The following is a 25046-nucleotide window of genomic DNA, read 5'->3' as shown; positions in this document are numbered from 1 at the left end:
TTCCTTTGCTCGAGTGACTTTGGACGGTCCCTCGAAGAATCACGCGATGACCTTCAATCACTCGGCTACGACACGCCGGTACCGTTGATCAGGTCTCGACTCGTACACCACTCTGCTGGACGCAACCCTTGGCGCAGCGTGAACAGCTCAGGTCTGCCGACGTAGTTGGTGGGGTCCATAGCGTGCTGAATGAACGTGATGATCCGCTGCGGATGGCCATCGGTGTTCTGTCGGCGTACGAACGCCTCCTCCAGCCGTTTCCATTTGGTCAGACCGGCTCCGGGGTCTTCCATATTCAGCCGGCCGAGCAGCTGACCAATCTGATATCCGTTGAGGCCGTCTTGGGTGTCGCCAAGCACTTGTGCCACCGCGGTTAAGGTCCCGAGCTTCCAGGCTTGCTCAGGCATTTTGTTGCGTCGCTTCGTCATTTGCGAGATATCGGTAGGCGGTGGCCCGGCCGATCCCAAATGCGGCAGCAAGCTCCGTAACAGGTTCTCCCGTTGCTGCCAGGCGTCGCAGCTGCTCTTGCCGATCGGGGCTGAGCTTTGTTGGCTTTGTCGCTGGTAGCTGCCGTGAACGGCGTGAATGGCGGGAGGCGGCGCGGCGTTCCCGGCCCAGTTCGAGTTCGAGTTCAGCGAGGGTCGCCATGATGGCCGCCACGGCGCGGCCTGCAGGAGTGGCGGTGTCGACCCCTTCCCGGAGCGTGCGCAACATGATCTGGCGTTCACCGAAGTCGGCGATGGTGCGAGTGACTTCGGCAACCGAACGGCCGAGCCGGTCAACAGCCGCCACGACTACCGTGTCCCCAGCTCGCGCGTAGTCGAGCATCGCAGCAAGTCCAGGGCGCTCCGTTCTGGCCGACCCCGAGAGCTTGTCGGTGAAAATTCGGCCCGCGTCGACGCCGGCGGCCGCGAGCACAGCCAGCTGCGCGTCGAGGTCCTGGCCGGTGGTACTGACTCGGGCGTAGCCCAGGATCGCCGTCATGCGACGACTGTCTCATTGGCCGCCGACAGTCGAGATCTGAGACACGCGGAATGAGACAAGAAACGAGACAGCGCGACCTGCAGTAACGCAGGCCCCGTTGAGGGCGGCTAGCCCTGTCTCGTTTCTCTAGAAACGAGATTCAGGGTGGGATGGCGGAGATGTCCTTGCTTGGGGGGTGATCCCTTAGCGAGGACGTCCACAATTGGCACATGAGAGTAGAGATTCTCTATTTCGACGGATGCCCGAACTGGCAGGAAGCGGGTGCCCGTGTGGATGCGGCAGCAGCAGGACTGGTTGACGTCGAGATCACCTATCGGCGAGTCACTACGGACAAAGAGGCGGCGGCCTTGCCGTTCGCGGGCTCTCCAACCATCCTCCTCGATGGCACAGACGCTTTTGACGATGCGCTGCCGGTGACGGAGTTGGCGTGCCGGCTGTACCAGACCGATGCGGGCCTGATGGGGTTGCCGACGGTCACACAGCTGGCCGGGGCGTTGCTGCGGCGGGCTGCTGATCGGCTGATTGACGGCTTGTGAACCTGGGCTCAGGATATTCGCGCGTCCTGCTAGAAAACGAGACAGTGGCCCTATCCACGTTCCAAGGCCTGGTCGAGTGCCGTGGTCAGGTCGTCGTAGCTGCGGGGCTGGATCCGTTCGTCGTTGATGAAGAAGGTGGGAGTTCCCTGCACGCCGAGTGCGGCGCCGTCGGCGATGTCGAGTTGGATGCGTTCCAGGGTCGCGGGGTCGTTGTAGGTGGCGTCGAAGGCCTCCATGTCCAGGCCGAGCTGTTGGGCGAAGCCGCGGAACACGTCATCGGCGGGGGTCTGCTTTTCGCCCCACTGGGCTTGTGTCTCATACATTTTGCGGTACATGGCTTCGAGTTGGCCTTGCTGGGCGGCGGCTTCCACCGCGCGTGCGGCGCGCTCGGCGTTGAAGTGGGAGCGCAGCGGGAAGTAGCGCAGCACGAAGTTCACCCGGTCGCCGTACTCGGCGCGCAGCTGCTCGACCGCGGGATAGAGCGCCCGGCAGCCTTCGCACTCGAAGTCGAGGAACTCGACGAAATAGACCTCGCTGTCGGGTACTGAGTTGAGCCGGTGACTGTTCTCCCGGACAGTCTGTCCGGCTGTCCCATCTAGTTCGATGGTGGGCGACCCCGAGTCGGTGTCGCGGACCGAGAGGAACACCGCGGTCCCGATCGTCGCCACCGCGATGACGAAGACGGTCAACAAAACGCGGGTGTTGGTCAGGATCGCTCCGAACCCTTTCATGTTCATATCAACGTACTTTAGTATATCGATATGGCCGAGCCGCTCGATACCTGCGATCTTCTCTGTTTGGACCTGTTTCACGCAGAGGAGATCCGGGCCGCGGTGCCCGACAGCGCCACCGTGCAGGCCGCCGCCGCAGCCGCGCGTGGGTTGGGAGATGGCACGCGGCTGTCTATTGCGGCCGCGTTGGCCGCGGGCGAGGAATTGTGCGTCTGTGACATGGCCTGGGTGGTCGGCCTGTCTCAGGGTTTGGTGTCGCACCATTTGCGCCAGCTCAAGAATGCGTCCCTGGTGTCCTCGCGGCGCCAGGGGAAGTTGGTCATGTATCGGCTGACCGAGCGCGGGCGCCAGCTGACAGCCGTGGTGCTGACCGGCGTTGTCGCGGTTGCCGGAGAAGGTCCGAATCGTGGCTGATGGTTGCCGCCCGCAGTCCGCTGACTCGTTCAGGGCGAGGCATGAGAAGCGTTGGTAAATAACGGTATTGCAGCTGGTCTTGGTGGCAGTCTTGCTGTCGGTGACCTAACTGCCGACCGCAGGCAGGAGCGAGTGTGATGCCGAGGATCAGTGCGCAGGCCCGCCTGGTGTATCGACGCGAGATGGACGCCGCTACGAAAGCCGACGATTCGCTAGCGCGGTGGCGACATCTGGAGCGGGCTCACATCGTGTCGCAGCCAGATCCGTGGCTGCACACCTGCAACCACGCCGCCATGCTGGTGTTGGCCGTGCGCCAGCGCGACCGCCGCGAAACACTCGGGCAGGTGCTGCGCCTCATTGTCGCTGCCCCGGGGTCGATGACCGGTCGGTATCCCGTCGGCAACACCGGCCGCGTCACGGCAGGGCTGATGACACCGATGCCCATTCCCGATGACCTCGCCGCCGTAACCAGCAGATAAAGCACTGGCACGGCGACCGGGCATTCAACGTCACAATCCCGTTCGGTGTCAGCGCTCGGTGGTCAGCCGATCGAGTAGCGGCCGGAGGTCTTCGGCGAGTAGTGCCATCAGGTACACCGCGGCGACCCTGTGTTGGCGGTCGAGGACCATTGTGGTGGGCACCACGCTGGTCGGATAGTTGCGTCCCAGGGTGATGAGGCTGCGCAGCGAGGGATCGAAGATGGAGGGATATTGCACGTTGCGGTCGGTGACGAAATCGCGTGCGGTGTCCCGGTTGTCGCGGACATCGATACCGAGGAACTGGACGCCGCGGTCGCGATATTCGCTGTACACCGTCTCCAGCTCCGGGGTTTCGGTGCGGCACGGCGCACACCAGGAGCCCCACACGTTGATGAGGACCACTTTCCCGGTGAAATCCGATAGCCGGATCGGTTCGTCGGTGAACAAGTCGGGTCCGCTCAGGTCGCCGATCGTGCCCCGCGTCGAGGGCGGGTCATAGAAGATCGCGGTCTGCCCGCCGGGCGACACGAAGTCGAAGGTGCCGCCTTGGGCGACGGCATCCTCGCCGGTGGTGCAACCGGTGACCGAGACTGTCGCGACGACAAGTGCCGCCACGACAGCGACTATTCGCCTGAGGCTAGGCATGAGAACTCCTCTCGATGACCACGTTGGCGCGGAGTTCATCGCCGGTGTTCGTGGCTGCCTAGTTCTCAAAAGCGAGGCCGCTGACCAGGATGAAGATGCCCAGGGCGATCAGAACGATCGGGAACAGGACGTGTTCCCAGCGTTCGAGGACTTCGGCGATCGGCCGGCGGGTGGCGACGAATCGGGCGGCGATGACGAGGACCGCGACGAGCGCGAGGAAGACGACGCAGTAGGCCACCACGGCGGCGGGTCCCACGCTCAAGAAGACCGGAACGTAGACGCCGATGTTGTCGCCGCCGTTGGCGAAGGTGACTGCGGCGACGGTTAAGACACCGACGTTCTTGCCGGCAACCTTGCCGTCATCGTCGTCGTCGTCGTTGCCACGCCAGGCTCCCCAGGCCGCCCACAGTCCCAGGGCCAGGGGTATGAGCCCGAAGTACGGGATGACTTCCGGGGGAAGGAACGCTCCGGCACCGAGCGTCACCAGCACCGCCGCGCCCAGAATCCCCGCAAATCCGAGGTATTGCCCTGCGGTGATCCGGGCCGTGGTGCCGCGTTGTCCCGCGCCGCGGGCGAAGAACAACGACAGCACGATGATGTCGTCGATGTTGGTGACGATGAACAGACCGATAGCGGGCAGAACCGACGACAGGATCATGCGGCTGGCCCCGTGTCTGCGGTGTCGCTGACCTGCTCTTTAGTCACGGTACCGGTGTGGCCGGGGGTCACGATGGCGCGCCCACCGTTGCCGCACTGGTATGGCTGGCTGCCGGGTCGACCGGCACGGCAGCCAGCGGTGTGGTGCGCCCGGCCCGCACACCGTTGGCGATGACCACGATCTCGGCGAGTTCGTGGACCAGCACCACGGCGGCCAGCCCGAGCACCCCGAACAGCGCCAGCGGCACCAACGCGATGATCAGCCCGAGGGACAGGCCGACGTTTTGCAGCATGATCCGCCGCGCCCGGCGCGCGTGGCTGAACGCTTGGGGCAGGTGGCGCAGGTCCTCGCCCATCAACGCCACGTCGGCGGTTTCGATGGCCACGTCGGTGCCCATCGCGCCCATCGCGATCCCTATGTCGGCGGTGGCCAACGCGGGAGCGTCGTTGACGCCATCGCCGACCATCGCCGTGGGCCGCTGGGCGCGTAGCTGCTCGATCAGCCGTGCTTTGTCTTCGGGGCGCAGCTCGGCGTGCACCGCCTCGATCCCGACGTCATGGGCCAGCGCGGCGGCGGTGGCGTGGTTGTCGCCGGTGAGCATCGCCACGTGATAGCCGTCGCGGCGCAGGCGGGCGACCACCTCGGCGGCCTCGGGGCGCAGCTCGTCGCGCACGGCGATCGCACCGATCACCTGCCCGTTGTCTTCGACCAGCACTGCGGTGGCGCCGGCCTGCTGCATCCGCGCGACATCACCGGCCAACGGGCCGGGGTCCAGCCAGCCGGGGCGGCCCAGACGAAGCGTGTGCCCGTCCCGACGCCCCGTGAGCCCGGCACCGGTGACGGCCTCGACGTCGGTGGCGGGCACGACGTTCTCGGCTGCGGCGAGGATCGCCGCGGCGAGCGGGTGCTCGCTGCGCGCTTCCAGCGCGGCCGCCAGATCCAGCACCTGCTCGCGGGTCGCACCGTGGGTGGTGGCCACGTCGATGACGGCGGGCCGATTCGCGGTGAGCGTGCCGGTCTTGTCCAAGGCGACACCACGGATCTTGCCCAGCCCTTCCAGCGCGGCGCCGCCCTTGACCAGCGCGCCGAGCTTGCTGGCGGCGCCGATCGCAGCCACCACGGTGACCGGCACCGAGATCGCCAGCGCGCACGGTGAGGCCGCGACCAACACGACCAGGGCACGTTCGATCCAGGTGGCCGAGTCACCGAGCAGGCTGCCGATCACCGCGATCAGCCCGGCGACGATCATGATCCCGGGCACCAGGGGTTTGGCGATGCGATCGGCCAAGCGCTGGGAGGCGCCCTTGCGGGACTGCTCAGCCTCCACGATGCGCACGATGCGGGCCAGCGAGTTGTCCTCGGCGGTGGTGGTGACCTCCACCTCGAGGACCCCGGTGCCATTGATCGACCCCGCGAACACCTCATCACCGGGGCCGGCCTCCACGGGAACCGACTCGCCGGTGATGGCCGAGACATCCAGTGCGGTGCGGCCCAACCGGATGATGCCGTCGGTCGCGACACGCTCACCCGGCTTGACCAGCATCCGGTCGCCGATCTGCAAATCCGCCGGCGCAACGGTCTTTTCGGCGCCGTCACGCAGCACGGTCGCCTCATCGGGGACCAGCGACAACAGCGCCCGCAGGCCGCGTCGAGTGCGCGCCAGCGAGTACTCCTCCAGTCCCTCGCTGATGGAGAACAGGAAGGCCAGCATCGCGGCCTCCCCCACCTCGCCGAGGATCACCGCGCCCACCGCGGCGATGGTCATCAGCGTGCCGACCCCGATCTTGCCCTTCACCAGACGCTTGAGAGTGGACGGCACGAAGGTGTAGGCGCCGGCCAGCAGCGCCACCGCTTCCAGCGCCACGACGACCGGCTCAGCAGCGTCGCCGAACCCGGCGATCACCGCTGCCAGCAGGAACGCCCCCGAGAGGGCGGCGAACTGCAGTTCCTTGATCTGCCAGAGCCGCTCGGGCTCACGCTCCTGCTCCTCGGCGCCGCGGGGTTCGTCGTCGCCGCAGCCGCATGCATCGCTCATCGCCGAGCCTCCTGCGCACCCGTCGTCGCGTCGGTGCCGGAGCGGGTTCCGTAGGTGGGGCACAGCGCCACCGCGTTGCCGGTGGCGGCCAACAGCGTCTCGGCCGAGGCCAGCAGATCGAGCAGCTCAGGGCGGGTCAGCGAGTAGAACACCTGCCGCCCCTCGGGGCGGCCGGTGACCAGGCCGCAGTCCCGCAGGCACGCCACATGCGCCGACACGGTGGACTGCGCCAGGCCCAGCTCGCCGATCAGGTCGACCACGCGGGCCTCCCCATCGGCCAGGCGGCGCACGATCGCCAACCGCGCCGAATCGGAGAGGCTGTGAAAAAGCGCCACCGCGGCATCCAGATTCGAACTTCCCGAGGTGTGTCCGGTGAGGCAGCCATCCGCCTTATTCATCGCCATAAGACGATGATAGCCGGTCAGCAGCGATACTTGGAGGCGGGGTGGGATGCCGATGCCTGCGCGTCGCCTGTCTCGGTCGTGGGCTTGAGGGTGCAGCCGCCGGCGGCGGTGAACGGGTAGACCATCTGGCGCAGGTAGCTGCTGGGGTGCCGGCCCATTTCAAGTGGTGGAAGCGGTGGCCTTCGTTGAGGGCCAGGACGTGGCCCAGCGCGGTGCGACGGAGGGGTCTCCGCCCCATTTATCCATCGCCATCCAACGATAATAGCGTTTCAATTGGATGCTAAGGCTGCCCCAAGGCAGGAACTGAGACGTCCGCATTCTTTAGATACGAGACAACCAACTAGTGACGCTCTTGCTCAGCGTTGTCGTAGTCGCGCAAAGCGGCCTCTCGATCGGCAGTGGCGGCCCTGCGATGATCTTTAGCTTTGGCCTCGTGCGCAGTGACGTCTCCGACACCTGCTGACGCTGCTTGGTCGTGAACCTCGGCTGCTCGCTGGTGCGCATCGGCGGCCTGTTCGTGGCGATGAGCTGCGGATAGATGGGCGTTTTCGGCGCGCTGTTTCGCTTCCTCGGCGCGCCGTGTCGCGTGGTCGACGTCCTCAGAAGTGACCGGTTGTCCAGCTTCAAGATCGGCTCGCCGGCGGGCGAGTTCTGCAGCCCGCTGTGCCGCCCTCTGGCGAGCCTGTTCCGACATTTGCCCAGGCTAGAGCCGTGGTGCTCGTCGCGGTTGCTGTGAGACAGGATTCGATCGAGCTCACATCTCTAGAACGAGACAGCTCCTGGCTACACCGTGTCCCCCTGACGCACCCTTGTCATACACGTAGTGTTGTGTGACACTCATTATAAGTTGTCATACACAATTACGTTAGGGAGGGCGGCGTGGCTGTCTTGAATATCCGAGTCGACGATCAGGTCCGCGATGAACTCAAGGACATGGCTGACGCGGAGGGTGTCAGCGTCAGCGAGTACGTACGCGATCTGCTCACGACCGCGCTCGTCCCTGGCTATGAGTCCAAAGAAGACCACGGCGACCTGCCGGCGCCGGAGACGATGCGGATTGCCGACCGGCAGGTGCTTTCGCTGCTTCACCGCATCCTCGCGCGCGTGCTGCCCGAGGACAACGACGACGTGGACGGAGACCTCGGTTATCAGCTGGGGCGTGCGAGAGTGATCGAGGCGGGCTACACCGGGGAGTATTGGCGTGAAGTCGCCGGGTTCAGCCCCGAGCTGTCCAAGCGTGACTGCGGCCGCGTCCTGGACATCCTCGACATGTTCCGCATCATCACCTTCAGCATCCGGCGGCTGGAGAAGGACGGGACCGCCGTCGTCGACGAGGACCTCAAGTACGAGCTGGAATTTAAGGGCTTCGACGGCAACGACGGACTGGAAAACCACATGGCCCGCTACGTCGAGTTCCTCATGAGCGACGGCCGGTGGGCTGAACTGCACGAACAGTGGAAGGACAACGACGAGGGGAACTCCCACTCCCTCATGCTCGACACCTACATGCGCATGGTTGCCGAACACCGCCGCATCAAGGCCAACCGCGACCGCGGATTCCACCGAGAGGACTACCTGCTGTCCCTCGACGAGCTGCAGCAGATCGCAGACGCTCGCCACCCGTCGCGCCGCGGCTAGCTCGAGAGGCCTGGCTCTCCCGGCCTGGCGCAAAAGACACGAGACGGCTCCCGCCCGGCCCGCAAGCGGGCCGGTTGGGTCTGAAAATCCGGTGCCCCACTCAGGAGCGCGAGGCCGCCAGAAAGCTGTGCAGCAGAGTATGCAGCAGAGTATTCGGCGTCGAACTACCGTTCTCGGCATGAGAAACCAGATCAGCACTCAGTGGGTGCTCATCGAAGCGATTCAGGCTGACGACGTCCTTTTCGACCAGGACTCACAGTCGAGCTGGCCGGTCCTCAGCTCCCAGCCACATCCGGCGCAGCACTGGCGTCGTCTGGTGTCGGGCGAGCCCGGGTCCGGTCGCTGCCTTGATGCCCCGATCGGTACATGGGTCCGTCGAGTGCTGCAGTAGGCCGCCCGCGACTAGCTGTTAGTCCGCCCCGTGACGGCCTGTCCGATGCCGGTGTACGGCCGTGTCCACGTAATGGTGTTGACCATCCGCTCTTTCAACTCCACGGGCAACGACAGCAGGATGTCGGCGGACTTGCGGCCAGGGTCGTTCTGAACCATCCGGTCATCTTTGCCCGGCGCTTGATGACGCCGTATGCGTTCGAACGATTCCAAACAAGTTCCCTCGCATCGCCGCGCTCCGCACACCATTGTCCAACTCCCCCTACCCTGGAGGCGTGAGGAGCGACGGCGACGACACCTCGAAGCCGCTGACACGCTGCTTTGGTCAACTACCTGACCTCGTTGTGCCCGATGACTTCGATGTCGACTACGACGATCTGGCGTCAGAGTTCAACGGGGACATCGCCAATGCTGAACGGCGGGCTGCGCGGGACCGCTATGCCCGGCGGACCGAAGAGGCGTAGATCCCCCTGCCAAGCACCTGAGAACCGCACCTTGCCAAGGTGGGTCAAACATGTGTGACGTAATGACGTATAGGTGCAAATACGTCTATACGTCTGTACGTCATTACGTTGTATTTCCCGGCCTTTGAGCTAGCACCGCGCGGACCTGACTCCGACCGTCCACCCAATCGTGTAGGTCGTAGCTGATTGAGTTCAGCAGCGGCAGCAGAACACGGTCGTGTAGGTGTTTCACGTCCACGTAGAGCAGCGAGTCCATGTGTGAAACGCGGTTACGGAGCTTGCGGAGGTCGCGCACCTTGTTACCCGTGCCGTAGCCCCGCGGGTCCTGTTTGACGTTCGGGAATCCCCCGTGCAGGCAGTTGCGCCATAAGTCGCGTCGAGCTTGCAGGTTCACCTGGTTTTGAACCGGATTTCCGTTCGGGTCCACCCAGCTCGCGTCGAACTTCTCCGGCAGAAGACTGGCCCAGGTTCCGAACATCACGTGCGCCACTAGGTCGTCGTGGGTGATCGCGTCCCCGTGCCGGGGATGGCTCGTCGGCCGAGATCGGCGCGATTGGTCTGCTGCCTTGTACAGCTTGTGACGCGTCGTGGTGAACACCGCCGGTCCGGACAGGTACGGAATGTGGGCGATGTAGTTGATCCAGTCAGCGCCATGTCCATGTTGTTGCGACCAGTTGCTTAGCTGCGTGTCGATCGCGTGACGCACTGCGACCTCGGCAATCCCTAGCGGATCTTGCAAGGCCGAAGCGAGCTCGATATTCCACTCGTACAACGCCAGCGCGTCGGCATCCTGACCGCCCGCAACCGCCCGATAGTGCGCCAACCGCGAAGCGTGTAGGCACTTGAAGACCTCGGCCGGGACTACGGGCATAACCGGTCACTGTGCCAGAAACAAGGAAGCCCCCCTCACAAGGAGGGAGGCTTCTTCACGAACAGCTCGGAGAACCGGCTGCATCTGCCAGCAAGCATACACCGGACCCGTCACGGCATCAACGGCTTGTGAAGGAGCGGCCCGCCGCCTCAGTAGCGAGCCCACGGGCTAGGACGCAATGACGTATGGACGTAATTACGTCTATACGTCATTGCGTCTTGACGTTCTGCGCCAGCCACTGTTCGGCCAGGTCCGTGAGGATTCTGCTCATGCTCGTGTCCTGATCCAGCGCGGCCTGCTTCAACCCACGCACCGTGGCACGAGGCAGATAGACGGTGGCGCGCTGCATGTCGTCGGTGGGGGAGCGGAACGCTTCGGCCGCCCGTTTCGCCGGTTCCGTCTTCACCCGCGCGGCCATCTTCGAAGACAGATCAGACATGGACTAGCGCCTCCATCAATTCGTTCAACACGTCGTCATAGCCGTGCAGCTGGCTCGGAGCCGAACCGAACGCCCGCCGAATCCCCTCACGCCGCACGATCCGCGTCCCGATCACTGGCACCCCCTCGTTCTCAAGCAGGGTTTTCACCTCATCGGCTAAACGGGTGCGCAGGTCCACACCGGTCAAAAGGACAGCAGTGGGTCTGTGTGCGGTGATCTCCAGGGTTGGCCATACGCGGCGCACGTCCAGCGGTGAGGCCCCCGTGGGCACTACGACCAGATCGGCGAGTTCGATCGCTTCCTGGATAACCTGGGCCGTGCCAGGGGGAGTGTCGACGATCGTCAGATCCTGACGGCCGTTGACGTCGAGTGGCCGCCGGGCCGGCACCACGGGGAAAGGAAACGGGTCGTCGGCCGCCGCCGCCGCCCACTCCAGCGCCGACCCCTGAGGGTCGGCATCGATAAGCACGACATCAAGGCCACGGCGATGCGCGGCCACCGCGAGATACACCGCCGACGTTGTCTTCGCAACGCCGCCTTTGGTGTGCACCAAAGAGACTGTAGGCATGCCGCCAGTATACGTCACAGTGCAATGACGTATATGCGTCATTGCACTGTGACGTTATTACGTCCGGCCAGTTCAGGGCACACTTCCAGCATTGTGATCTGACCGTAACAACCTGATTTGTCGGGATTCCGGCCGACAAGCCGGCATTAGAGGGCATGCCACTACCAATCCCAAACGCCAACCCCTCCAGCGGTGCCGAGCACTTCGGCGAACCGGACGTTGCACCCCGCAGGTCTATACCTGCTCAGGCGAGACCTGGAACTGCCGCCACCTGCCACGCGACGGAAAACAGCTCCAGGGCCGGTACTTCCCCCGTGTACCGGAACCACGACGAGAAAGGTGCGGCCAGTGCCAGGTAAAGCACGCTGTGCCAGCCCAGAAGAAGAGAGCGGGACTACAGCCAGCTCCAGGAGCCATCTCCTGACCACCGAACAAGGAGACGCCCAATGAGCGAATCCATCCTGATCGTCGTGGCGATCATCGTCGTGGCGATCACGGTCCTGGGCCTGGCGATCTGCGTGCTCGCGGGCTACCTGGCCCGCATTCCCGACTCCAAGGTCACCATCGGCGAAGTCGGCCGAGCAATCGGTGCCATCGTCGGGGTCGGCCTCGAAGCGGTGGCCACGATCATCACGTCCGTGCGACGACCGTGAGAAGCCCCGCCTCATGGGGGGAAGGGGAGCGGACTTCCTCGGCCTCGATTGTGGCGAAACGGTGGGTGGTGGCCAGTGCGAGGAAGTCGGGCGGGAAACGCTGGCCAGGCTCCAGGGGTCCGATCTACTCGGCCTGGGGCACCCCGGCACGATCCAAGAACTCGTTGAGCGCCGCATCCACGATGTCGGTGACCGCGTACCCACGGTCCTTCAACACCTCCACGCGCTGCTGCGTGCCTGGACGCACATAGGTGTTCAACGGCACCTTCTGCTGCCGCTTACGCAGCGGCAGCGCGCTACTGCCGGCGTCGGCCGCGCCGCCGTCGAGAGCATCACCAGCCGAATCGGGCATGCACGCATGCTACATGCATCACTAAAAGTAGGTTGCACGCAATTTGCTTGCATGTATGCACGCACGCTCTTACAGTGGTGGGCATGGAAACCCTCGGCACGGTCCAAGACGACGTGAGTGCGGTCCGGGACTTCGCGTCCCAGGTCCGTGCGCTGTGCGCGCAGCTGACAGCCAATCCGTTCAACACCCCCGCCGCAGAAAAGCTCCTCGATCTGCTCCTGGAAGACGCCCCGGCAGTGGATCTCGCCTTCCAACGGGTGTTGCGGTCGGTGATCTACGAGCCCGCATCGACCGGCGCCCCGATCCTGGACATGCTCGGCGGCCCACGCTGTACCGCGCTGGTCGTCGGCGCGGCGGCCTAAAGTCGGCCCTGATGAGCACACCCTCGCCGCCGCCGAAGCCAGGCTCCACGGAGCACTGGCAGGCATGGCTGCAGCGGTACGGCGGTGACTACACCGATGACGCCGAGCGCCGCGCCGCCTACCGGGACTTCACGACGAACCTGGACACCATCCAAGCCGTCTTCTCCCAGTCCGATGACATGCACGTCGCCGGCTACCTCGAAGCCCACGAACGGGTGGCCAGCGGCGACGCAGACAGCCCCGACGCCGCCGAGACATGGGTTCCAGGCCATCTCACCGGCCACGCGCGGGCGGACTGGCTCGAAGGCTTCCGCTCCCACTTCGAGCCCTAGGCCCAGCCCTGGGGAGGAAGCGGTCGGAATCGTGACACCACGCTTTCCGGCCCGCACCGCACGCCCTCGCCGCGTGCACGCCTGCATGTCCGAAACCATGCCGCCACCCGTCGATCCCGCAATTCACCGCGCGGTCCAAACCGTCTACACCACCAACCTCGGGCTACCCGAGGAATGGACCCAGGCCCATCGAGCGGACTTCATCGATGCCGAGGTCGACAAGATCACCTGGATGGCCCGCGCAACGGCCGCGACCTTAGGGGAGCGCAGCATTCAAGACTGGACACGCCGCCACGGTGGCCACCTCCCGAACCTGTCGACGCAAGGCGCATTGAGGGCTCAGGCCCGCGCCCAGGCGGTACGCCAGGTCCTCAGCACGGAGCTGTACGAACTCATCATCGATCCCGACACCAACTAGCCCCGGAAAGCGCACCGGCGGCATGACCTCACCAGTCACAAAAACATCACAAACCCCGGCGTGTCCTGTATCAGATACCGCGTTGTTGCTGGCAGTCTTCGATTCATGCCTCGACCCCGTAAAGGCGACCGCGTGGAACTGCTCACCCGCCCGGAGCGTCTCGTTTCCGAAAAGATCAAGCAGCAGGCCGCCGACCGAGGCATGTCTGTCTCGCAATACGTGGCCGACCTGTTGGCCATCCAGGCCGGCCATCCCGAGCTGGTCCGCGAACTAGACAAGGAGGTTCTGCCGCTGGCGATGTGATCACCCGCCAGGACCTCGAAAAGTTTTGCTTGGAGGGCAGGGTCTTGGCATACGTGACATCTGAATAGCTGGTGTGCGGATTCTCCCGCTGACATGACGAAGGCCCCGCGTTAGCGAGGCCCTGTCGGGGGTTTCGAACCGAGTTCGCAGCTCGGTTCCGGGTCCGCACCCATTCCCCGAAGGGATCTGTCTTGCTGGACAGTTCTCACGGTAGCGCACGCCCTGAAGCTGCACCAGCTTCGGCGCGCGATCGGTGCGCAAACCGTGACCTCTTGAGCACACGCCCGCGTTGGGCGAACAATGCGTGGCCGACGCCGCTTGGCGCGTCTGTAGCTTCTGCTGCTCCCAGTCCGCATGTGGTGCGTGCGCTGGCGCACGAGCGTCGCCGTGACTGGGTGACGCGCGCCGGCTCCTGCGCACCGTCTGCGCCGATGTGGACCAGTCGCGCCGGGTGGCTCGACGGGCTGTCGCGGTGGGTGCACTCCCCGGCGTTCGGGCAGCTGTGCGCTGAGGCGCGGGTGTCCATCACGACGGCCACGCTGTTGTCGATCGCCACGGTGATGGCCGAGCACGCCGATCACGGCACCGGCCGCCACGTCGCTGTCACCCGCGCGACAATCGCCGACAAGGTGGGTTGCGACGTGCGCACGGTGACCGCCGCGTGGCGCGTGCTGCGGGTCTCCAGATGGGCTGTCGAAGCGCAGCGGGGCCACGGTTCGACAAACACCCCCAGCGTCGGCCGTCGACCCTCGGTGTACCACCTGGTGCCGCGTCGCGAAGCCCGTCCAGCGACCGGTCCGCTCGTGCATGATTTCCACCTACCGCCGTCAGGCGGTGTTGGTTGTTCTTCTCCCGTAGGGAGTTACTCACCAAGCGGGCGCGCGAGCGCGCCCGCCAACCGATGCTGCGACAAAACACGACAAGCACGGCCGCGGCGCGCTACCGCGCGCCCGCTCGCCATCCAGAAACTGGCGGCTGGACTGGTCGCGATCACGCACGGTCTGGACCGCGCCCACATCGGTGCAATCTGCGATGCGCTCAGCGGCGTCGGCATCGACCCTGCGGTGTGGTCTGCGCGTGCGGTCAACGACGCGCTCAACGCCGACATGCGCGCCCGAGGAACGACGTGGCCCGACCACATCGCCAACCCCGGTGCATTCCTCGCCAGCCGGTTACGACGACTGTCCTGGACACCCCCCGAGAAAACGATCCCGACAAAGGCCGGCGGCTGCGCCGCCCCCAGCATCGACCAGACGCCGCAACCGGTGGTGCTCACCGACGCAGCGCGCGCGGTCATCGCAGCCCGCCAAGAAGAGATCCGCCAGATCCTCACTGCACGCTCCCAACGCGCCCGTGTGATGGCCCGCACCCATCACACGTTCATTGCAGCGACAGCGGCCTATCGTTGAGATGACCCACGCCACCACGCCCTAGTGGTTGCCAAACTGGGCCAGTGGGTTTCACCCGAACGGGTGCGCCAGCAGCGGGCGGCTACACCACATGACCGTGGGAGAGATGCGTTGTGGATCTGATCGTTCTGGTGGCGCTGGCCGTGATCATCACCGTAACCGTTGTGGTGGTTCAGCGAAAGCAGCCACGCACACCGTTCAACACCCCCGGACAGTTCACCCGTGCTGGGCATCCGAGCGCGCATCCATCTGATGCAGTGCAGCGCTGGATAGCGCTGCACGACTACGCCGCCGCGCACCGGTTGCGTCTGCTGTATGTGCAGAAGGTCTATGAGCGTCACCCCAAGAAGGGGTGCAAGGCGCGGGTGTCGATCTATGGTGAGCCTGGCTCGACGTGGCGTGATGCGTGGTTCTGGCATCACCAGGTACAGCCGGGCTCGGTGGTCGCCGTCGCAGCCAGCCAGGGGTGGGGCTCCCACAGCCGCCGCGATGACGTGCTGTTCATCGGGTCCCAGGACCGCGCCGGAGTGCACGCCACTCTCGACGCCGCCACCGTGCGCCGAGCGCAGCGCCAGCACCATCGACCGCCGCCACCACTACGCCCGCCTCAGCACTAACTCGCTCATCCATCTCGTCATCCAATTTTCCTTCCGCTCAACGTGTCTCACTTGCGCACGCTCCACCACCCCACTTACATACCTCAGCTCCTCTCGCCCTCACCCCGTTTTCCACAGACCTCAAACCCAACACACCTCTTGCATGAAGGTCACGGTTTGGTAACGGTCCCTGGTTTGGTGGTGGCTTCGGCAGCGCGAATTCTGAGACGGTCGGGCGCATGCGGAGGGCGGTGGTGTGCGCGTCATGGTGATGACGCTGCACAAGCTGACCGCCGGGGACGGCTACGTGTACCTGGTGCGGCAAGTCGCGGCCGCCGACAGCACCGAACGCGGTCGCTCCGCCCTGGCTGATTACTACTCGGCCAAGGGCGAATCACCGGGGCGTTGGGCCGGTCGCGGCCTGGCCGCGTTGGCTGATACCGGCGCGCGTGAGGTCAGCGACGAAGTGCGCCAACAGGTGTGGACCGTCGAAGGCGGATCGGTGGTCACTGAGGAGCAAATGAAGGCCCTGTTTGGGCTGGGTTTGCACCCCAACGCCGACAAAATCTCTGACCATCTGTCCCCACGATTGAATGTTCGCCCCTCCATCGCAGCCACCCAGTTGGGCCGCAAATACGCGGTGCGTGACGAGTCCTCAGAGTTCACCCGTCGTGTCGGGAAAGCGTTCCGCGCGCACAACATCGCCGCCGGTCTACCGGGCACGGCGACCATCGACGATGACGTGCGGGCAGGCATCCGTACCCGCGTCGCCACCGAGATGTTCGCCGAGCAATTCGACCGCGCACCAGCCGATGCGCGCGAGCTATCCGGGTTCATCGCACGCGCCACCCGGGCACGCACCACAGCGGTGGCCGGCTACGACTTGACGTTCTCTCCGGTGAAGTCGATTTCGGCGCTATGGGCGATCGCCCCACCGGAGGTTTCCGAACAAATCGAAGCTGCGCACGAGGCCGCGGTGGCCGACGTGTTGGAGTGGCTCCAAGACAACGCCACCTTCACCCGTACCGGCACCAACGGTGTCGCCCAGGTCGACACCGAAGGGCTCATCGCCGCGGTGTTCACCCACCGCGATTCGCGCGCCGGGGACCCCGATCTGCACACCCATGTCGCGATCTCCAACAAGGTGTCTTACCTCGATCACAATGGGGTGCGCCGCTGGCTCGCCCTCGATGGTCAACCGTTGCACCGGGTCATCGTGGCGGCCTCGGAGATGTACAACACCCGCATGGAAGCCCACACCATCGACCGCCTCGGTGTGGACTTCGCCGAGACCTCCCGGGGACGCGGTAAACGACCCGTGCGCGAGATCGTCGGCATGTCCATGGAATTGATGACGCGCTGGTCGAGCCGGCGCACGGCGATCAAGGCCCGTACCGCCGAGTTGGCCAAGGCGTTTCAGCACGATCACGGCCGCGAACCGACCACCATAGAGTCCCTCGCGTTGGCCCAACAAGCGACCCTGGAATCGCGCGAAGCCAAACACGAACCGCGCTCGCTGGCCGAACAGCGCGACACCTGGCGCCACCAAGCCGTCGAGGTCCTGGGCCACGACGGAGTAGAGCGCATGCTAGCCAACGTTCTGACCGCCGAACGCGGCCACACGACACCGGAGATCACTGACGAATGGGTGGCGTCGCAGGCTGGCGCACTGATCGCCACGGTGTCCGAATCGCGGGCGACCTGGCAGCGTCATCACGTGCGTGCCGAAGCGCTCCGCGTCGTGCGCAACGAGGGTGTCGCACACGTGTCGCAGCTTGTCGAACGGCTCACCGCCACCGCACTATCTGAGGCGTTCTCGGTGCCCCATGCCCGCGTCGACGACGCCGAGTTGGGTGAGCCTGTCGCGTTGCGTCGCCGCGACGGTTCCAGCGTCTACAGCCGCCACGGCACCGCGACCTACACCAGCGCTGACATCCTCACCGCCGAGCGGCGAATCCTGGCCGCAGCGCACCAACTCGATGGCCGTGTCACGGCCACGACAGACGTGCGTTTGGCCCTCACGGACGCCGCCGCGCGCGGCAAAACCCTCAACGACGGCCAAGCCGCTCTGGTGGCCCAAATGGCCCTCGGCGGCCGCCGCGTCGGGCTCGCGTTGGCCCCGGCGGGGGCGGGCAAAACCACCGCCATGGCCGCCCTGGCGCACGCCTGGCGCAGCTCCGGCGGACAGGTCCTCGGACTGGCCCCCACCGCGGCCGCGGCGATCGTGCTCGGCGAAGACCTGGGCGCAACCACTGACACCCTCGACAAGTACGTGCACTGCACCGATGAGAACAACGCCGCGATCTACGGCACTCCGGACTGGTTCACCCAGGTCGGTCCCGACACCCTCATCGTGGTCGACGAGGCCGGCATGGCCTCCACCCCCGGTCTGGACGCCATGATCACCCACGCCCTCAGCAGAGGCGCGAGTGTGCGGCTGGTCGGTGATGACGCCCAGCTCGCCTCCATCTCAGCCGGCGGGGTGCTGCGCGACATCGCCACCGACACCGGAGCCCTCACGCTCTCGGAGGTGGTGCGGTTTCACTCCCGCGCCGAAGCCGCCGCCTCCCTCGCGTTGCGCGGCGGGGACCCCGCCGGGATCGGCTTCTACCTCGACGCCGGCCGCATCCACATCGGCACCGAACAGACCTCCGCCGACGCCGCCTTCACCGCCTGGCAGGCCGACCAGGACGCCGGCCGCGACAGCCTGCTGCTGGCTCCCACCAACGCGATCGTCAACGAACTCAACGTCCGGGCACGCACCACACGGCTGGCCGCGGCGCTCGACGAGGCAGACCCGCACGCGACGCCGGGCCGCGAGACCGTGCTGTCTGATGGCCTGGCCGCCGGCGTCGGGGATGTCATCCGCGCCCGCCGCAACAACCGCCAGCTGCCCCTGTCGGGCACCGATTACGTCCGCAACGGCTACACCTTCACCATCGTCGACATCGCCCCAGACGGGGCGCTGAAGGCGCGCCACCGCGGCACCGGCCGCGAGATCACCCTGCCGGCGGACTACGTCACCGACCACGTGACCCTGGGCTACGCGGCCACCATCGACGCCGCCCAAGGCTCCACCGCCGGGCACGCCTGCCACGTCGTCGGCGCCGAACACCTGACGCGCCAACACCTCTACGTCGCGCTCACCCGCGGCCGCGCCGAAAACCACCTCTACCTGTCGACCGCCGAAACCGACCCGCACCGCATCCTTGCCCCGAAAGCCACCCACCCCGACACCGCCGTCGATGTCCTGTCCCGGATCGTGGCCCGCGACGGTGCCCAGGTCTCGGCCACCACCGCCGCCCGCCAGGCCGCCGACCCCGCCCGCCGCCTGGCCGCGGCCGCCGACATGTTCACCGACGCCCTCGCCACCGCCGCCGAAAACCAACTCGGTGAAGGGGCACGTGCACGCTTGGACGCCCTCGCCGAATCCGTGCACCCCGATCTCACGACCTGCACCGCGTGGCCGGTCCTGCGCCGCCGCCTGGCCATCCGCGCACTATCCGGCGCCGATCCGGCCGAGCTGCTCACCGCCGCGCACGCCCGCGGCGGCCTCGACGACGCCGCCGACCCGGCCGCCGTCCTGGACTACCGCATCGACCTCACCGGTGGCGACGGCCGCGTCAGCGGGCCGCTGCGCTGGCTACCCGCCATCCCCACCGTCCTGGCAGACAACCCGCACTGGGGTGACTACCTGCACCGCCGCGAACACCTCGTCACCGACCTGGCCGACCAAATACGCGACAACGCCCGCTCCTGGACCACCGAGACCGCCCCGCCCTGGGCGCGGCCACTGATCACCGCCAACGCCAACCCCACCCTGACCGCCGAGATCGCCGTGTTCCGGGCCGCCACCGCCGTCGCGGCCGCCGACACCCGCCTCACCGGCTCCCCGCAATACCCGGTGGCCACCCGCGCCGTGCAAGACTTGCTGCAGCGCCACGGCATCGACGCCATCGCACACAACCAGCCCGACACCACACAGTGGCACGACCTAATCGACGCGATCGACCGCCGCGTCCGCACCGACGAATACTGGCCCACCCTGGCCGCGCAGCTCGCAGAAGCCGCTCCCACCAAAAACATTCCCCAACTACTCGCCGACGCCGCACACCAAGGACCACTCCCCGACGAGATGCCCGCCGCCGCCCTCTGGTGGCGCATCACTGAGACGCTGGCCCCCACCGCCGCCGTGCCCGAACCGCAACAGTCCGTCGAGCACGCTTCCGATCGAGCGCTCGTCGAGGTCCTGGCCGCCGCCCACCGCAACGGCGACCCGCTGCGCCTCCCGGCACCGCAGCCCGATCCTGTCGCGATCGCGCTAACCGTTCCGTATGTCGTGACCACCCTCACCGCGAACCACGACACCCCCGAGCTGGCCGAAGCGATCGCGGCGGCCGCCGCCGATACCGGCCGCCCCTGCCTACGCGTGCCCGCCACACCGCAGCCCGACCGCTTCAGCCTGGCCGAGCTTGCCGACAAGATCACCGAGCGCCGGCCACCGCGTGCGGCGCTGGTGGTCGTCGAGGACGCCGCCGCCGCCGACCCCGCCCACCTCGCCGCAGTGGCCACCACCCTGGCCGACACCCACGGTCGACTCCTACTCATCGACAACGGCCAGCCCGGACCCGGACGCCGACTCCTCGACGGGATGGGACTGCCCTGGTCTGAAAACGCCCGTCCTGCAAGAGAAATTGCTGACCCGGCATTGGCGAAAGCCGCAGAGACCCACCGCGGTCACGCTGCGTACCGCTGGCGACTGCTGACCAACCCACCCAGCCGCGACCGCGGACGAGACCGAGCCCGAGACCAGGGATACGGACTCGAACTCGACTAGAATCCGCCACGGGCTGGGAGCGGGTCCCGCGCGGGTCAGTGATTTTGCTGCGTCGCCTGCCACTTATGGGGCATGGTCAAGCACTCGGCCACTGCATTTGGAAAAGAATCTGCAAACCTATGAAGTAGCGGCCCGCAGTTGGCGTCGTCAAATCCCTGGCTGGTCAAGTCTTTTAAGCAGGAAGCGATGGTGTAGGGAAGGACTCTATCGGGCACTGTGCAGAAGGTGGCCACCACCGCGTCGGTGTAGGCGTCGCGCACAGCCGTGTAGGCGGCATCGAGCAGTTTCTGGACCACCGTGGCGTACCAGCTCAGCTTCAGATCAAGCTCGCGCGTATCGATCTCGTCCACCGATGACAGGTAGTCCTTGGCGTGGGCGAGTGAGCTACGCCAAAGATCCTGATGTGTAACGCGGTAACGGCTGCGTGGCTCCATCCGCATGAGGTAGGGAACAGCGTCGAGGTGTGGCAGTATGCGTACTTCTGCCGCTGGACCTGCTGGTCGCGGAGCGTCCCGAGTCACGGACACCTCTGTCGCGTCAGTGAGCGCCGATATCGCCCTCGCCAGTTCTGCGTGAACGAACTCCAACGTGGTTGCATGAGGTCTCAGCGCGTATGCGACGTCGAAGTCGGTGCGCTGATCATTGGGGACGGCGGCGCGGTAAGCGCGGGCCCATTGAGCTGCCAGCGCGACGCAATCCGCTAAGTCGGCGTGACGCACGCCAAGCTCGACGCCCTGATACTCCGCGTCCACGTAGGACTGCGCTCCGGTCGTCATTGCCGTTCCAGCTCCAAATCCTGTTCGACGCTGACCAGGGCTCTGACGATCATGTCGGCCAAGTCAGGTTCGCCAGAAACAGCTGCGGCATAACACATGTCGGGTAGCAGAAGTGGCCGGGTGGCCCAGCCGCCGATGTGTTCGGCAGTACGCGCAACCAGCCAGTGCGCCCGGTAGTTCGCCAGAGCTTCGCTGTAGTCGCGGGGATGGCCCGCCCCGCCAGTCATGAACGCGGGCCGGGCGATGGCAGTAGTGCCGTTGAAGATCTGAGCTTCCTCGTTGTACTTGGCCCACTGCTGAGTGGTGGGCTCACGGTCACCACCGCGAGCCTCCCAGATATGGCGCACCGCATCAGGGATCTCGACGGGCTGGGCCTGCGACGTTGCTGCATAGATCAGCGCCGCGGTCACCGCGGAGACGATCCGGTCCTGATAAATCGGGTCGGTTCCCATGATGCGCAGCAGCCGCGGGTAGATCTCGGGCCACAGCACCGCCAGCCGATGCACGTGCATGTCGTCGAGTACGGGGGCGGGTACCTGAACACCGGGCTGCAACAGCGGGTTGGTTTCGCGCGTGCACGCCGGCGGGTGCTCGACCCCCGCGTCCCGCAGCGCAGGCGTCGCAAGCGTGCTCGCAGCGGCAACCAGTCGCCAGCCCCACTGCGCGCGCAGCGCGGCGTACTCGATGAGGATTTGCGCGGGATCGGCCCAACCGAACCACAACTGTCGGAAATCGTTGTCCACCAACGGGTCTGTGGCCAACACGCGAACTGAGCGCGGAATGAAAAACCCCGCCGGGATGTAACCGGCTCCGTCATTAGAGGTGATCACGGTCTCGGTGCCGCTCGGGGAACGGAACACCCCGACTGCCCACCCCGTCATGGGGCTGCCCGCCAGGGACGCGGCGTGCTGCAGTTTCCAAACCAACTCCCTGGCCGCCGCCGCGTCGGCCGACTCGCGGCGCTCCTGGGCGGCCGCGGTCTGGCCCGCGGCCACCACGCTGGCCGGGATCAGGGTCGGGCCCGCAGCCGCACTCGCTGCGGACGGGGCGGACGCTGCTGGAGCATTAGCTGAGCCGAGGGTGCCCGCCGGCACGGTTGGCGCCGGGGGCGGCGCACCTGCTGGGGGACCCATCGACCCCGGCGGAAGCATCATCGGCGCAGCACCGCCTCCGGAACCCACACCGGTTCCGGTAGGCGCGGCAGCCGGCGCGGCCGGGGACACCATGCCCGGCTGCGCCGCCGCTGGCGATACACCACCGCCAGGGGCAGCCGACACCGGGGGTGCCGCGTGCCCACCACCGGCCGACAGGGCCGGTGACGGACTCGCGGGGGCTGGAGGCGGCGCAGACGGTATTCCGCCGCCCATCCCTGCCGTAGTCGCCATTCCCTGGTTGAACGCAGACGACAACGGCGACGCGCTGCCCGCACCTGACAGGGCTCCCGAGTTCGGCAACCCGCTTGCCGCGCCAGGCATCTGACCGACACCGCCACTGAGCGGATTGGACCCCACCCCCGGCATCCCGCCACTGCCCAGGCCGCCGGGCATCTTCGGAATCCCGCCCCCGGAACCCATCCCGCCACCGCCGCTCCCCAGCCCGCCCATCGACGGCACACCGCCACCCAGCGGTGTCGCCGGCCGCGGCGCAGCAGCTGCTCCCGGTGTCGCCTGAGTAACCGGCCCCGATGCAGCAAGTCCCTCATCGCCCACAGCAGTTCTGCCCGTCCCGGCATCGGCGCCTGGAGTGACCCCAGGCTGCGTGACGGAGGTACCTGCTTTGTCGGTCGGTGCCTCTGCCGGGGGTCTGGGCGCATCCTCGCCGGGTGTGGGCTTCTTGGTGTCGCTCAGTGGATCGTCGCCTTGGGCGATGCCCGGTGACGGTTGGTCGAGAGGCTGGGCGGGTGGTGTAGCGGGGACCTCGCCCCATTTCGTCAAAAGGCTCAGGGCTCTTGTGTTTTCGCTACTTCTCTTGAAGGAGGTGTGAGCGGCCATCGCGGCCGTAACCCCCGCCTCGGTCTGATACATGGCAACGCCGTGGTACTCGGCAACGAGCGCTTCGGCCTCGCCAGGCAGCTTCGCCGCGGCGATCTTGGGATCAGCCTCGCGGATCAGCTGTTCTTGGCCTGCACGCGTGTCACGGAGCACCGTGGCGATGTTGGCGCACTTGTTGGCGCACTTGTCGTGCCATTCGGCGATCGTCTTGGCTTCCTCGGCCAGCACCGCCCCGGCCCGGTGGGCCTCATCGAACCCCTGGGAATCGGCGGCATCGCGAAACTGCGCGTTGTCGGTGACGATCTTCTGGTGGATGCCGTCCCACGCCGTCGCGCCCGCTCGGTAGGTCTGCTCCTGGGCGTCCCAGTGCGCGGCATCAGGTGGCTCCATGTCCGGCGTGACAATCAGCCGCCCATATGAACCCGCAGATCCCCCAGCGGCCGGCATCAGCGCAACCCGCATTCACTTCGGATGACACCGATCAGATCGTTGCCGCGCTGCTGTTCGTGATCTGCTTGCTCCCAGTGACGCATATTCAACGCGTGCAGCATGTCGATACGGGCGTCGATCCAGTCGCTTAGCGGCTTTTCAGTCGAAAGCGGTGTCGCAGCACTCATTTGAGAACGCAGATAGGAGACGGCAGCCATTCCGGTTCGCTTCTCTGTCGCCAGCGCTTCAACGCTTTCGGGACTACGCCAGCTCTGTTCCAGAGCTTCGGCACTCGCTCTACTCGCCAACGCCGTTGATCGCGCTGACCGCTCCCAGGCAGAGCATGCAGCGGACTTCGCCGCCTCAACCTCGCTGCTGCTGTAGGTGGCCGGCGGAGGTGCGACGACGTTGACTGTGTGCTGCGCTGGTTCGACTGTGTGGACCAGGGCCAGGCCGCTGGTCACCGCCGCGCCGGCAGCGAGCACCAGTGCTGTCGCAGCGACGGCCATCCCAGTGCGGTGGGGCCGCCGGACCCCCATCCTCATAGGACGACCGTATCGCGATTGGCAGACATCGAGCCACCGCCGGAGCCACATTCAAATTCTGAGTTTGCGCAGCTCATGTCACCTATAGGCAACACCGAGCAATTCGACGGGCAACCCAGATATGTGTCTAAAATGACGGGTTTTGGAACATCTGGAGCTAGAAGCTGTTGGTGGTCCAGGACTGCGTAGGCGGCACGCTATGGCTGAGTTGAACCTGCGGATTAAAAGTCCGTAGATCCATATTCGGGCAGGCAAATATCGGAGTATGTGCTGGTAGCAGGCGTACGATGCCATGCTGCGGGCATTTCACCTGAACCGGGCCCCGATATATAGGAGTCTCTCGGGGTGCCCACAGCTGAGGAATGGCGGTCACTGGCCGCCGCGGGCATCGTCGAGTTGCTTGACGCCGAGGGGGCGGCTACTCAGCCGGGTATGGAGGCCAAGCTGGCGGACGCGAAGTACGCCAAGCTCGAGAGTCCGATCCATCCTCATCATCTGACAACTGCGCGCAAGCGGCTGCTTGATGCGGGGGTGATCGAACGTATCAACGAACGAACACGAGGTGGTCAGGTAGTCGCCACTTTTGTCCTGGCGGACCCGTCGAAAGCGGTCTTGCGGATCGCCGGCCGGAAACGCCTTCTGCACAGTCGCTATCTGAGCGGTTGCGTCCAGCAGAGTGGTGTACGAGTCGAGACCTGATCAACGGTACCGGCGTGTCGTAGCCGAGTGATTGAAGGTCATCGCGTGATTCTTCGAGGGACCGTCCAAAGTCACTCGAGCAAAGGAA

Annotated in this window: 30 protein-coding genes and 1 pseudogene; 14 read left to right on the top strand and 17 right to left on the bottom strand. The window is 65.9% G+C overall.

All coding sequences use genetic code 11. From position 1 onward, the window contains the following. Window positions 1-65: 65 nt before the first annotated feature. A complete protein-coding gene (locus tag BHQ18_RS28010; RefSeq protein ID WP_234794351.1) occupies window positions 66-368 on the bottom strand; it encodes a hypothetical protein in 303 nt (100 codons plus the stop codon). 31 nt (window positions 369-399) lie between these two features. Then, on the bottom strand, window positions 400-984 hold the full coding sequence (locus BHQ18_RS28005) for a recombinase family protein (protein WP_069416903.1): 585 nt from the start codon (window positions 982-984) through the stop codon (window positions 400-402). A 209-nt stretch (window positions 985-1193) separates the two neighbouring features. On the opposite strand from BHQ18_RS28005, the gene BHQ18_RS28000 reads away from it, so the two are divergent. After that, window positions 1194-1520, top strand: a complete 327-nt coding sequence (locus tag BHQ18_RS28000; RefSeq protein WP_069416902.1) for an alkylmercury lyase — start codon at window positions 1194-1196, stop codon at window positions 1518-1520. Window positions 1521-1570: 50 nt separating this feature from the next. Here the strand turns inward: BHQ18_RS28000 and BHQ18_RS27995 are convergent, their stop codons facing one another. Next, entirely contained in the window at window positions 1571-2257 is a 687-nt protein-coding gene (locus BHQ18_RS27995; RefSeq protein ID WP_069416901.1) for a DsbA family protein, read from the bottom strand. A gap of 24 nt (window positions 2258-2281) precedes the next feature. Between BHQ18_RS27995 and BHQ18_RS27990 the strand changes: the two genes are divergently transcribed. Both BHQ18_RS27990 and BHQ18_RS27985 read left to right on the top strand, forming a co-directional pair. Continuing rightward, window positions 2282-2665, top strand: a complete 384-nt coding sequence (locus BHQ18_RS27990) for an ArsR/SmtB family transcription factor (protein ID WP_069416900.1) — start codon at window positions 2282-2284, stop codon at window positions 2663-2665. 137 nt (window positions 2666-2802) lie between these two features. Further along, window positions 2803-3144: a DUF3703 domain-containing protein gene (locus BHQ18_RS27985; RefSeq protein WP_069416899.1), complete on the top strand. Its 342-nt coding sequence runs from the start codon at window positions 2803-2805 to the stop codon at window positions 3142-3144. 48 nt (window positions 3145-3192) lie between these two features. On the opposite strand, the gene BHQ18_RS27980 is transcribed toward BHQ18_RS27985, so the two are convergent. From BHQ18_RS27980 to BHQ18_RS29375, 6 genes and pseudogenes are all read right to left on the bottom strand, one after another. Next, window positions 3193-3789, bottom strand: coding sequence for a TlpA family protein disulfide reductase (locus tag BHQ18_RS27980; protein ID WP_069416898.1), 597 nt, complete (start codon window positions 3787-3789; stop codon window positions 3193-3195). 58 nt (window positions 3790-3847) lie between these two features. Continuing rightward, window positions 3848-4447 carry a cadmium resistance transporter gene (locus tag BHQ18_RS27975; protein WP_069416897.1) on the bottom strand — a complete coding sequence of 200 codons (600 nt, stop codon included), beginning with the start codon at window positions 4445-4447 and terminating at the stop codon, window positions 3848-3850. 67 nt (window positions 4448-4514) lie between these two features. Next, entirely contained in the window at window positions 4515-6482 is a 1968-nt protein-coding gene (locus tag BHQ18_RS27970) for a heavy metal translocating P-type ATPase (RefSeq protein WP_069416896.1), read from the bottom strand. Further along, a complete protein-coding gene (locus tag BHQ18_RS27965) occupies window positions 6479-6886 on the bottom strand; it encodes an ArsR/SmtB family transcription factor (protein ID WP_205866207.1) in 408 nt (135 codons plus the stop codon). The genes BHQ18_RS27970 and BHQ18_RS27965 overlap by 4 nt, the downstream gene beginning before the upstream one ends. A gap of 17 nt (window positions 6887-6903) precedes the next feature. Next, a pseudogene (locus BHQ18_RS30690) lies at window positions 6904-7088 on the bottom strand (sterol desaturase family protein); the annotation flags it as partial. A gap of 138 nt (window positions 7089-7226) precedes the next feature. After that, the gene (locus BHQ18_RS29375) at window positions 7227-7580 is read right to left on the bottom strand and encodes a hypothetical protein (RefSeq protein ID WP_084294444.1); all 354 of its coding nucleotides are present in this window, start codon (window positions 7578-7580) and stop codon (window positions 7227-7229) included. A 185-nt stretch (window positions 7581-7765) separates the two neighbouring features. On the opposite strand from BHQ18_RS29375, the gene BHQ18_RS27950 reads away from it, so the two are divergent. Next, window positions 7766-8524, top strand: coding sequence for a YfbU family protein (locus tag BHQ18_RS27950; protein WP_069416893.1), 759 nt, complete (start codon window positions 7766-7768; stop codon window positions 8522-8524). A gap of 402 nt (window positions 8525-8926) precedes the next feature. Here BHQ18_RS27950 and BHQ18_RS29960 read toward each other — a convergent pair whose 3' ends face one another. Continuing rightward, window positions 8927-9073, bottom strand: a complete 147-nt coding sequence (locus BHQ18_RS29960; RefSeq protein WP_165614606.1) for a hypothetical protein — start codon at window positions 9071-9073, stop codon at window positions 8927-8929. A gap of 116 nt (window positions 9074-9189) precedes the next feature. Here BHQ18_RS29960 and BHQ18_RS27940 point away from each other — a divergent pair, with 116 nt between their 5' ends. After that, on the top strand, window positions 9190-9378 hold the full coding sequence (locus BHQ18_RS27940) for a hypothetical protein (RefSeq protein WP_062660258.1): 189 nt from the start codon (window positions 9190-9192) through the stop codon (window positions 9376-9378). A 103-nt stretch (window positions 9379-9481) separates the two neighbouring features. Here BHQ18_RS27940 and BHQ18_RS27935 read toward each other — a convergent pair whose 3' ends face one another. The 3 genes from BHQ18_RS27935 to BHQ18_RS27925 all read right to left on the bottom strand — a co-directional run bounded on the left by BHQ18_RS27935 (window position 9482) and on the right by BHQ18_RS27925 (window position 11238). Beyond that, window positions 9482-10201: a hypothetical protein gene (locus tag BHQ18_RS27935; protein ID WP_234794350.1), complete on the bottom strand. Its 720-nt coding sequence runs from the start codon at window positions 10199-10201 to the stop codon at window positions 9482-9484. A 256-nt stretch (window positions 10202-10457) separates the two neighbouring features. Then, window positions 10458-10655 carry a hypothetical protein gene (locus tag BHQ18_RS27930; protein ID WP_234794349.1) on the bottom strand — a complete coding sequence of 66 codons (198 nt, stop codon included), beginning with the start codon at window positions 10653-10655 and terminating at the stop codon, window positions 10458-10460. Window positions 10656-10680: 25 nt separating this feature from the next. Continuing rightward, window positions 10681-11238 (bottom strand): nucleotide-binding protein, encoded by a 558-nt coding sequence (locus BHQ18_RS27925; RefSeq protein ID WP_234794348.1) that lies wholly within the window; start codon window positions 11236-11238, stop codon window positions 10681-10683. 464 nt (window positions 11239-11702) lie between these two features. Here BHQ18_RS27925 and BHQ18_RS27920 point away from each other — a divergent pair, with 464 nt between their 5' ends. Beyond that, complete coding sequence (locus tag BHQ18_RS27920) at window positions 11703-11909, top strand: hypothetical protein (RefSeq protein WP_062660261.1); 207 nt, start codon at window positions 11703-11705, stop codon at window positions 11907-11909. A gap of 124 nt (window positions 11910-12033) precedes the next feature. Here the strand turns inward: BHQ18_RS27920 and BHQ18_RS27915 are convergent, their stop codons facing one another. Then, window positions 12034-12261, bottom strand: coding sequence for a hypothetical protein (locus BHQ18_RS27915; RefSeq protein ID WP_062660262.1), 228 nt, complete (start codon window positions 12259-12261; stop codon window positions 12034-12036). Between the two features lie 83 nt (window positions 12262-12344). Here BHQ18_RS27915 and BHQ18_RS27910 point away from each other — a divergent pair, with 83 nt between their 5' ends. From BHQ18_RS27910 to mobF, 7 genes are all read left to right on the top strand, one after another. Further along, window positions 12345-12623: a hypothetical protein gene (locus tag BHQ18_RS27910; RefSeq protein ID WP_069416905.1), complete on the top strand. Its 279-nt coding sequence runs from the start codon at window positions 12345-12347 to the stop codon at window positions 12621-12623. Window positions 12624-12634: 11 nt separating this feature from the next. Further along, a complete protein-coding gene (locus tag BHQ18_RS27905) occupies window positions 12635-12955 on the top strand; it encodes a hypothetical protein (protein ID WP_012390411.1) in 321 nt (106 codons plus the stop codon). A gap of 85 nt (window positions 12956-13040) precedes the next feature. After that, the gene (locus tag BHQ18_RS27900; protein ID WP_062660265.1) at window positions 13041-13373 is read left to right on the top strand and encodes a hypothetical protein; all 333 of its coding nucleotides are present in this window, start codon (window positions 13041-13043) and stop codon (window positions 13371-13373) included. Window positions 13374-13505: 132 nt separating this feature from the next. Next, complete coding sequence (locus BHQ18_RS27895; protein ID WP_307188224.1) at window positions 13506-13676, top strand: toxin-antitoxin system; 171 nt, start codon at window positions 13506-13508, stop codon at window positions 13674-13676. Window positions 13677-14218: 542 nt separating this feature from the next. Beyond that, window positions 14219-15085 carry a rep protein gene (locus BHQ18_RS27890; RefSeq protein ID WP_234794347.1) on the top strand — a complete coding sequence of 289 codons (867 nt, stop codon included), beginning with the start codon at window positions 14219-14221 and terminating at the stop codon, window positions 15083-15085. 113 nt (window positions 15086-15198) lie between these two features. After that, complete coding sequence (locus BHQ18_RS27885; RefSeq protein ID WP_062660267.1) at window positions 15199-15702, top strand: hypothetical protein; 504 nt, start codon at window positions 15199-15201, stop codon at window positions 15700-15702. 244 nt (window positions 15703-15946) lie between these two features. After that, window positions 15947-20518, top strand: a complete 4572-nt coding sequence (mobF, locus tag BHQ18_RS27880; protein WP_234794352.1) for a MobF family relaxase — start codon at window positions 15947-15949, stop codon at window positions 20516-20518. Between the two features lie 35 nt (window positions 20519-20553). Here mobF and BHQ18_RS27875 read toward each other — a convergent pair whose 3' ends face one another. From BHQ18_RS27875 to BHQ18_RS27865, 3 genes are read right to left on the bottom strand one after another with little or no spacing between them, the layout of a single operon-like run. Beyond that, on the bottom strand, window positions 20554-21294 hold the full coding sequence (locus BHQ18_RS27875) for a hypothetical protein (RefSeq protein ID WP_069416890.1): 741 nt from the start codon (window positions 21292-21294) through the stop codon (window positions 20554-20556). Beyond that, complete coding sequence (locus BHQ18_RS27870; RefSeq protein WP_062660281.1) at window positions 21291-23732, bottom strand: EspK C-terminal domain-containing protein; 2442 nt, start codon at window positions 23730-23732, stop codon at window positions 21291-21293. Before BHQ18_RS27870 ends, BHQ18_RS27875 begins: the two co-directional genes overlap by 4 nt. Beyond that, complete coding sequence (locus BHQ18_RS27865; protein ID WP_234794346.1) at window positions 23732-24223, bottom strand: hypothetical protein; 492 nt, start codon at window positions 24221-24223, stop codon at window positions 23732-23734. Before BHQ18_RS27865 ends, BHQ18_RS27870 begins: the two co-directional genes overlap by 1 nt. A gap of 381 nt (window positions 24224-24604) precedes the next feature. Between BHQ18_RS27865 and BHQ18_RS29370 the strand changes: the two genes are divergently transcribed. Next, complete coding sequence (locus BHQ18_RS29370; RefSeq protein WP_205866206.1) at window positions 24605-24958, top strand: hypothetical protein; 354 nt, start codon at window positions 24605-24607, stop codon at window positions 24956-24958. The last annotated feature ends 88 nt before the right edge of the window (window positions 24959-25046 follow it).

The sequence above is a fragment of the Mycolicibacterium flavescens genome, from assembly GCF_001722335.1.
Lineage (GTDB): Bacteria > Actinomycetota > Actinomycetes > Mycobacteriales > Mycobacteriaceae > Mycobacterium > Mycobacterium flavescens.
Note: the sequence above shows the minus strand (reverse complement) of the source record. Positions and strands in the feature narration are given on the sequence as shown.